The sequence below is a fragment of the Microcystis sp. BLCC-F209 genome (genome assembly GCF_041928595.1).
Taxonomy (GTDB): domain Bacteria; phylum Cyanobacteriota; class Cyanobacteriia; order Cyanobacteriales; family Microcystaceae; genus Microcystis.
Genome location: NZ_JBHFLL010000071.1, coordinates 1 through 8915, shown reverse-complemented (window position 1 = coordinate 8915; position 8915 = coordinate 1). Strand labels below are relative to the sequence as shown.

At 41.5% G+C, this 8915-nt stretch carries 7 protein-coding genes; 3 read left to right on the top strand and 4 right to left on the bottom strand.

What is annotated here, in order from left to right:
- Positions 1-514: 514 nt before the first annotated feature.
- Entirely contained in the window at positions 515-2242 is a 1728-nt protein-coding gene (locus ACE1AQ_RS04235) for an ABC transporter ATP-binding protein (RefSeq protein ID WP_008200760.1), read from the bottom strand.
- A 549-nt stretch (positions 2243-2791) separates the two neighbouring features.
- Complete coding sequence (gene cysC, locus ACE1AQ_RS04230; RefSeq protein ID WP_039899905.1) at positions 2792-3337, bottom strand: adenylyl-sulfate kinase; 546 nt, start codon at positions 3335-3337, stop codon at positions 2792-2794.
- Positions 3338-3541: 204 nt separating this feature from the next.
- Here cysC and ACE1AQ_RS04225 point away from each other — a divergent pair, with 204 nt between their 5' ends.
- Positions 3542-5710 (top strand): transglycosylase SLT domain-containing protein, encoded by a 2169-nt coding sequence (locus tag ACE1AQ_RS04225; RefSeq protein WP_008200763.1) that lies wholly within the window; start codon positions 3542-3544, stop codon positions 5708-5710.
- Between the two features lie 202 nt (positions 5711-5912).
- Positions 5913-6743, top strand: coding sequence for an energy-coupling factor transporter transmembrane protein EcfT (locus ACE1AQ_RS04220; RefSeq protein WP_008200765.1), 831 nt, complete (start codon positions 5913-5915; stop codon positions 6741-6743).
- A 9-nt stretch (positions 6744-6752) separates the two neighbouring features.
- Here the strand turns inward: ACE1AQ_RS04220 and coaE are convergent, their stop codons facing one another.
- Both coaE and purC read right to left on the bottom strand, forming a co-directional pair.
- Complete coding sequence (gene coaE, locus ACE1AQ_RS04215; RefSeq protein WP_110545397.1) at positions 6753-7334, bottom strand: dephospho-CoA kinase; 582 nt, start codon at positions 7332-7334, stop codon at positions 6753-6755.
- Between the two features lie 61 nt (positions 7335-7395).
- Positions 7396-8121, bottom strand: a complete 726-nt coding sequence (gene purC / locus ACE1AQ_RS04210; protein WP_008200768.1) for a phosphoribosylaminoimidazolesuccinocarboxamide synthase — start codon at positions 8119-8121, stop codon at positions 7396-7398.
- A gap of 338 nt (positions 8122-8459) precedes the next feature.
- Between purC and ACE1AQ_RS04205 the strand changes: the two genes are divergently transcribed.
- Positions 8460-8756, top strand: coding sequence for a hypothetical protein (locus ACE1AQ_RS04205; protein ID WP_002743720.1), 297 nt, complete (start codon positions 8460-8462; stop codon positions 8754-8756).
- Positions 8757-8915 lie beyond the last annotated feature (159 nt).

Below are 8915 nucleotides of genomic sequence, written 5' to 3'. Positions count from 1 at the left end.
CTTTGGTGGGTAAAATGTATTCTAAGATACATTTCTCAAGAGCGAGGGGGTGGAACGAACCACAAAGACACAAAGGACACAAAGATCGATCGATCCTATGTCAATTAAACTTATCACACAGAACCTAGAAGAGCCAAATATCTATAATTAATTCTGTCTGGATACTTACAGCGTTTTCCTTAAAGATGAAGTCTAACCTAATTCAGCGAGGGACTCCCCAAAACGAAAACTTCCTACCTCACCATTAAGATAACTGCTCTATCGGTGACTCTTAAATTAGTACAAATATATGAACAACTGCGTGTAAGCATCTCACCGAAAAACTAATGCGCTCCGGGGTTCGGGGGATTCTACCCCCAACGGGGGGTTTGGGTAGGGTTGATTCATGAATCAACCCTACCTTGAATCAACCCTACCTTGAATCAACCCGAGGGGTTTGGGGGGTTCTAGCCCCCAAAAGCTTGGCTTGAGTGATAAAATCAGAAATAATGCCCAACTCTTAATGCCAAATAGACTAATCTTGAAATTGTCTAGCATGAAATTGAGCGTAACGACCATTAAGATTTAATAACTCCTCGTGATTACCCACCTCGATAATTTCACCCTTTTCTAAGACTAAAATACGGTTAGCTTTTCTGACAGTTGCTAATCGGTGAGCAATAACAAATACCGTGCGCTCCGTCATAATTCTTTCTAAAGCTTCCTGCACTAAAGCTTCCGATTCCGAATCGAGCGCTGAAGTTGCTTCATCTAAAATTAAAATTCTCGGATTAGATAAAACCGCTCGTGCGATGGCGATTCTTTGTCTTTGTCCACCCGATAAATTAACACCTCTTTCTCCCACATAGGTATAGTAACCCTGGGAAAGTTCACCGATAAATTGATGAGCGTTGGCAATTTTTGCCGCTTTTTCCACCTCTTGCAGATTAAAATCTCCCTGGCCAAAAGCGATATTTTGGGCTATAGTGCCAGAAAAGAGAATATTTTCCTGTAAAACTACGCCAATTTGTCGCCGGAGACTTTTTAAAGTCACATCACGAATATCCACCCCATCGATTAAAATCTTGCCGGCAGTGGGGTCATAAAAACGCAATAAAAGATTAACTAAAGTGGTTTTTCCCGCTCCCGATGCTCCTACTAAAGCAATCATTTCGCCAGCGTGTGCAGTAAAATTAATATTTTTTAAAACCTGTCTGTCCTCATTGTAAGAAAAATTTACTTGACAATATTCAACTTCTTTGCTATGGGGTTGCAGATTGATCGCATTCGGTTTTTCGGTAATTGTTGGCAAAATAGCTAACAATTCAAAAATCCGATCCATGGAGGCTTGACCCTGTTTAAATTGATTATAATTACTGGTAATATGGGCGATGGGATCGATTAACATTGCCACCGCTGCCACATAACTAACAAAGTCAATTCCAGTTAAATTCTTTTGGGAAATTTGCCAACCAGCGAGAAAGAATAAAAAGATGACACCGAGAGCTTGTAAGAATCCCACCACGACGTATTGTAAAGCTTTGGTGGATTCTGATAGGTATTGAGCGCGGCGATTTTCCTCCGCTTCTTGAGCAAAAAGCTCGGTTTGATAATCTTCAGCTGCGAAAGCTTGCACCACACGAATACCGCCAAAAACTTCGGTTAATAACGAAGAAAGATTAGATATTTTCGCCTGAGCGCGACGAGCATATTGTAATAATTTTTCACCAAAAAATCCCACCAAAACTCCTAACAAAGGAGCGATAATAATGACAGCGATCGTCAATTGCCAGTTAACAATAAACATATAGGCAAAGACGACAATTAACTGTAAGGCTGAGGGAATAAAATCGTGGAAAAATTTGTTAATTACTTCCCCAATGCGATCGATATCTTCCGTTAAACGATAGGATAAATCACCAGTTTTGGCCGTTTCAAAGTAATTTAAACCGAGGGTTTGCAGGTGAGCATAAACTTTTTTTCTTAATTCGAGAGCAATTTTTAAAGAAGCTTTCGCCATCAGGGAATCTTGTCCATACTGAGACATTCCCCGCAGTAAAAAAACCACTGCCCCCACCCCCGAAAGTGTGGCCAATGCTTGCACATTTCCCTCACCGATATATCTGGCCATTTGCCCAGCTAACCAAGCTAAAATCGGCCAAAATACCGTAAATCCGATCGTACAGATGAACGCCAAAATAATTGTTTGGGTTTGGGGACGGAGATAGGGAATGAGGTTCCAATAACTAGAGCGAGATTTCAAAATAATTTATCGCCTTTAAATATGTAGGTAGGTGTTAAAAACTGTCGGCACCCCCCTTATTAAGGGGGGATCAAAGGCAAAATCTATCTTCTCTTCAATTATAAATACTTACTTATTAAGTAGGTAGGCACAATTATTTGTAGGATGGGTTAGCGGTAGCGTAACCCATGCGGGCGTTGGGTTTCATGCTTCAACCCAACCTACGTTCATTTTATATTTAATTCCACCCACCTACTTAAGTATTCCTGCAAAATTAATTTGCTAGTCGAGACAGTTATCAGTTATCAGTTATCAGTTATCAGATTTAAGTTTTAAGTGAGCAGTATTAAATAGAAGTTTCCTACTGTCTTTTCACTGTTTACTGTTTACTGTTTACTGATCACTGTTTAGACAGTCTTGCACTTTAGCCAGAGATCTAATTAACTTTGCTTAGGTACTGAAGAAAAGGAGATTAACTAACAAATTGGCTTAAGGGGTTAATCGGGGAGTAGAGACGTTTTTAGTCCACGTCCCTACGATGTTTTCCAATAATACAAAGTTATTCTGGGATTAAACCGCCACAGCTTGATGAATGTAGCCTAATTCCGTCAATTTGTTCCAGACTTTGGCGACACTTTCCTCTAAAGTCTCTAAATCGGTGCGGCATTCCACTTCCGGGTTAAAAGGTGGTTCATAGGGATCATCAATTCCCGTAAAAGACTTGATTTCGCCAGCACGCGCTCTTTTATATAATCCTTTCACATCGCGCGCCTCACAGACGTTTAAGGGAGCATTCACGAAAACTTCGACAAAACTGCCAATTTTCCCCCGTACTTCCTCGCGAATCTCACGATAGGGAGAAATAGCTGAAACTAGGACAATCACACCGTGACGGGTGAGCAAATTAGACACAAAACCAATGCGACGGATATTTTCATCGCGATCCTCTTTACTAAATCCTAAACCTTTAGTGAGGTTCGTCCGTACTATATCGCCATCGAGAACTTCAATGGAATAGCCTTCAGCGATTAATTTTGCCTCTAATGCCTCGGTAATGGTGCTTTTCCCCGCACCGCTCAATCCCGTTAACCAAACCGTCACGCCGCGCTGTTTCATAGTAATCATTAATAATACTTAAATCCTGTTTAGCGTACCATATCTCAGGGATCAGTGATCAGTTACCAGATGGGAGTTTTCAGTTCACTGATTACTGATTACTGCTTACTGATAACTGAACAACCCCCCAACCTGATTGAAACAAACAACCTGTCACCACGATCATTGATAATGTAGGTTGAGTTACTGTCTTGAATTAAGGTAATGTTTAAGAAATTCCCCCCTCACACCCCGCTCCTTCTTGGACTAGGTTCTGGGGTTGCGCTTTTTACTCTCACCAGTCTCTTTCTCTTTCACCCGAAACTTCTCGCTTGGCTCGATCGCAATAGTGCGTCGCTTCCTAGCCAAGATCCTAACCAACCCTCTGCCGTGGTTGATAGCGCTTCTTTACCACAAACCGAGCGAGATGTCAAGTTAAAAGATGTTGCCGATGCCAACTCGCCCTCTTTAGATCGTAGTCGCGCCCGCTATCTCCTGGCCATGGATTTATTGAGAAAATATGAAGGCGGTCCGGCTTTAAAACAATTAGAAGGCTTAGAAAAACAATATCCTGTCCTCGCTCCCCAGATTCTCCTCAAACAGGGACGCGCCCACGAATTAAGCAACGATAGTGAAAGAGCGCGAGAAATTTGGCAAAAATTAATTAAAACCTATCCCCAATCGCCCGTAGTGGCAGAAGCTTACTACTCTTTGGGCAAATACGACCCCAGTTATCATGAGAAATTGCTCAAGGAATACCCCCGACACCCGCGCACTTTGGCTTTAATTCGCCAACGTCTTCAAGAAAATCCCGATCAATTTCCCTTATGGTTACAGTTAGCCAAGGCTAATCCTTTTGATCCTACCCTCAATCAAGCCCGCAATCGTTTGGTGAAAGACTACGCCGAGCAGTTGACTCCAGCGGATTGGGCAATGATTGGGGCAGGTTATTGGCAGTCGGGATTGTACGAAAAAGCCTATAAAGCCTACGCTAAAGCCACTCCTAGCCCCGAACAAGCCTATCGTTACGCCCGCGGGCTACAAATTGCCAAAAAACTGCCAGAAGCTCGCAGCGCTTACCAAAAATTAATTAAAACCTATCCCCAGGCCCCAGAAACCAGTTTAGGATTACTGCGACTCGCCCAAATTTCTCCTAACCGCGATGCCATAGCATATCTCGATCGCATTGTCAAGCAATTTCCCGATCGCGCTCCGGAAGCTTTGGAGGCGAAAGCCAAATTACTAGGATCAACTAATGCTCAGGCCGCTAGTCAAACATGGCAGACTTTATTAAATAAATACCCAAAATCCGACGAAGCCGCCGATTATCGCTGGTTAATGGCCCAAAGAGCCGCTAAATCCGGTGATTACGCCAAGGCGTGGCAGTGGGCGCAGCCAATTGCGGTTAATAATCCCGATAGTCAAACTGCCCCGAAAGCGGCCTTTTGGGTGGGAAAATGGGCGCAAAAACTCGGCAAAAACCAAGAAGCAAAACAAGCTTTTACCTACACTATTTCTCGTCATCCCCATTCCTATTATGCCTGGCGCTCGGCGGTTTTATTAGGTTGGGACGTGGGGGATTTTACCACTGTCCGCTCCTATAACCCTACCACCGTCAAACCCGCCACTCGTAACGATCCCCCCGCTGGTTCGGAAGCTTTCAAGGAATTATATCGAATTGGTGAAGATACGGATGCTTGGAATCTCTTCCAAGCAGAAATTGTCGATCCTTGGAATTTAACCGTTGACGAACAATTTAACCTCGGTGTCTATAAACTCTCTCGCAATCAAAATTTAGAAGGAATTAACCTGATTTGGCGCTTGCGAGAAAGAGATACCCCGGAGGAAAAGAAAGCCTGGAAACTCCTGCGACAAAATGATAAATACTGGCACGCTTTATTCCCTTTCCCCTACTACGATACCATCCTGGAATGGTCAAAAGATAGACAATTAAATCCCCTGCTAGTGACTGCTTTAATCCGGCAAGAATCCCGCTTTGAAAAAGAAATTCGTTCTCCTGTAGGGGCAGTGGGATTAATGCAAATTATGCCCGACACGGGTAAATATATTGCGGGTAATACTGGCAATAAAAGTTATTCTTTAACTAATCCTGAAGATAACATTATGATGGGGACATGGTATCTCGATTATACCCATGGCAAATTCGCCGGAAATTCACTTTTTGCCGTGGCTAGTTATAACGCCGGACCTGGGGCAGTTTCCAAATGGAAACAGCGTTTTGATTTTAGCGATCCCGATCAATTTGTCGAGAATATTCCCTTTAGAGAAACTAAGGGTTATATAGAATCGGTGTTTGGTAATTATTGGAATTATCTCCAGATTTATAACCCCGAAATTCAAGAGCAAATGAAGAGAATTACTAACCCTTCCTAGGGGATTGATGGGGATGGGTAATTAACTCATTCCCTTAAAGTTATAATTAAATTGAAGATAGATCCCCCCTTAATAAGGGGTGTGCCGATCCCCCCTGCCCCCCTTGATAAGGGGGGTGCCGATAGGCGGGGGGATCCCCCTTAATAAGGGGGGCATCTGACAGTTTTTAACACCTAGCTACTTACTAACTTTTTTCCTAATTATGCAATCATTTAACTGGCAAACCGTCGATCAAGATTCTCCTTTTACTCGCCTAGATTTTCGGACAAAATTAACCATGATGATCGTGGTTACTCTCATCGCTTTTACTTGGGAAAGTCCCCTCGCTGGCGGTTTTCTAACTCTTATTGTCGCTTTAGCTTGTCTCTGGGCTGGGGTAAAATGGTCTTATCTCCTCACTATTTTCAAATTCATGGCTCCCTTTTATCTATTCTTATTAATTACCATGGGATTTTTTAATGTGGAACAGGTAAAAGCTTTAACGGGAAAAACTGAATTAACTCCCTTATTAACTGTCGGTTCTGCTCAAATGACTGTGGAGGGAACCCTCTACGGTTTAAATGTGATCTTTAAAACTCTCACTATGGTTTTAATTATTCCCCTCGCTATTTTTACCACCGATATAAATCAGATGATGGTGAGTTTAACTAAAGCCAGAATTCCCTACAAAATAGTCTTTATTTTTTCCTCTACCCTGCGTTTATTTCCTCTCCTAGTAGAAGAATCTCGATCGATTATTTCCGCTCAAAGATTACGAGGATTAGCAATAGAAAAAATGGGTTGGTTACAAAAGGGAAAAATTTACGCTTCTATCGCTGTACCTTTAATTTTAAACGCTATGGCTAAATCGCAAAAATTAGAGGTAGTTTTACAGGCTAAAGCTTTCTCTGGTGATCCCGATCGCACATTTTTACAGGAATCAATCTTAACCAATAAAGACTATTTATTAATTATTGGCTTTCTATTTTTATTGGTTTTGGCAATTATTCTCTATGTAAAATTCGGGGTGGGAAAATTTGCCTGGTTGTTTTAATATTAATCCCTATTGTATAGCTCGATCGATCTGGGTATATAAAGCTTCTAAATCCCCGGAATTGTCTAAAACAATATCAGCCAAGGCAATTTTTTCGGCTAAAGACATTTGATTATTAATCCGAGCGATCGCTTGTTCTCTACTTAGGTTATTTCTAGTCGTTAAGCGTTGAATTTGTTGCTCGAAACTGCAAGAAATCACCCAAATCTCTGTGACTAAATGGGTTAATTTGGCTTCAAACAATAAAGGAATAGAACAAACAACTATCGGGACTTCTAACTGCTCTAAATGCCGCTTAAAACATTCTCTAACATAGGGATGAATCTGACTTTCTAACCAGATTTTTTCCTCGGAATTATTAAAAATAATCTCTCCTAACTGTTGGCGATTAAGGGAATTATCCTCAGTTTTAACTTTTCTGCCATAACGCGCAAAAATTCTCTCTAAAATTTCCGAACCTTTTTCCACTGCTTCCCGGGCATAAATATCCGCATCAAGGACGGGAATTTTGTAGATATTTTCTAAATAATTAGAAACCGTGGATTTACCACAAGCTATTCCCCCTGTTAACCCGATAATTCTTCTGGACATAAATTATTAAATTGCTAATCTCAATTAAGGTGCGTTACGCGCTCGCTAACACACCCTGCGGTTATAAACTTTCTATCTGTCGTAAAACTCTTGCTTGTACTTGTTGATAGGCAGTTTCCACATCTCCTAAATCGCGACGAAAACGATCCTTATCGAGAATGCGCGCTTGAGCATCCTCTTGGGTTTTATCCCAGAGACGACAGGTATCGGGGCTAATTTCATCACCTAGATAAATTTTGCCCGTTTTATCAACTCCAAATTCTAACTTAAAATCGACGAGAATAATCTGGCACTTATCAAAAAATTCCTGTAGATATTGATTGATTTTCAGGGCTAAATCTCGTAACTGATTGACTTGCTCCTCCCTGGCAATATCAATCACTTTTATGCGATCGGGCGTTAACAAAGGATCTCCCAAAGCATCATCCTTGAGGTAAAATTCTACGAGAGGAAAGGGTAAAACTTTCCCCTCCTTTAATCCCGTTTGCTTGCACAAACTACCGGCGGCGATATTTCTGACTACTACTTCCAAGGGAATGATTTTAATCGCCTTGACGCGCATTTCCCTAGAACTAGGGCGATCAATATAATGGGTAGGTATTCCTAGGGATTCTAACCATTGAAATAGGGCAGTGGAGACAGTACAGTTAATTTCTCCTTTGCCGACAATTTGCCCACGTTTTTGGGCATTAAAAGCGGTGGCATCGTCTTTGTAATAAGTGAGGAGAATATCAGGATCATCGGTTTGATAGAGAATTTTGGCCTTACCTTCATAGAGTTTTTCCATAGTTATCATCCTTGGCAATTGATAAACGAAAATCGATGGTTAATCGGATAGCGGCAGCAGCAAATTTTGGCGATCAACCTAGACAAAAAATCTCCATCATCAGGGGGATGATCGTTGAGAAAAAATAATGTATAATTGCTGCTTAAAGATAACTGCCAACATTTTGCGACCGAATCTTAACCTATAACCAAAAAGTGTCACGATCCCAGGGTTCAACTTTTGGCGAATCGGCCCAGTTTTTACTTAAATCCCCAATGATAGCCAACAACTGATATTATCTCCCATTACCATTACCGAAAAATCTAAAGAAATTCCGAAAAATTACCCGCCGTCGCCCTATGAATCAGAATCCTCCTAACGATGATAACCCGAATCTCCCCGATCGCCGCAAGGAGGATTTTCTCTATCCTCGCGCGCCCTACTATGGGGAATTTAAGCCAGAAAACTTGCTATTTAACGCCAATTTACAGGAATTTGCCCAAAAAGTCAGTTTTATTTGTAATCTGGAAACGGGGGGCAAAATCAGTTCTCTAGAAGCCTACCAAAAAATTAAAGCCCTCTGGAAAGACTTAAAACAGAGCAAAAAAGGCCTGGGCATTGGGGAAAATCCCTTTCAAAAAGATGACGATACCTAAAGGATAATCAAGAAAAATCGGCTCTTCTAGGTTCTGTGTGATAAGTTTAACTTATATAGGATCGATCAATCTTTGTGTCCTTTGTGTCTTTGTGGTTCCTTCCACTCGCTCGCTAGGAAGAATGTATCTTAGAATACATTTTGCCCACCAAACCTAAGA

Coding starts and splice junctions, on each gene's coding strand:
- cysC (WP_039899905.1), bottom strand. CDS start 3,337: ATGAAACAGCGCGGCGTGACGGTTTGGTTAACGGGATTGAGCGGTGCG.
- ACE1AQ_RS04225 (WP_008200763.1), top strand. CDS start 3,542: ATGTTTAAGAAATTCCCCCCTCACACCCCGCTCCTTCTTGGACTAGGT.
- ACE1AQ_RS04220 (WP_008200765.1), top strand. CDS start 5,913: ATGCAATCATTTAACTGGCAAACCGTCGATCAAGATTCTCCTTTTACT.
- coaE (WP_110545397.1), bottom strand. CDS start 7,334: ATGTCCAGAAGAATTATCGGGTTAACAGGGGGAATAGCTTGTGGTAAA.
- purC (WP_008200768.1), bottom strand. CDS start 8,121: ATGGAAAAACTCTATGAAGGTAAGGCCAAAATTCTCTATCAAACCGAT.
- ACE1AQ_RS04205 (WP_002743720.1), top strand. CDS start 8,460: ATGAATCAGAATCCTCCTAACGATGATAACCCGAATCTCCCCGATCGC.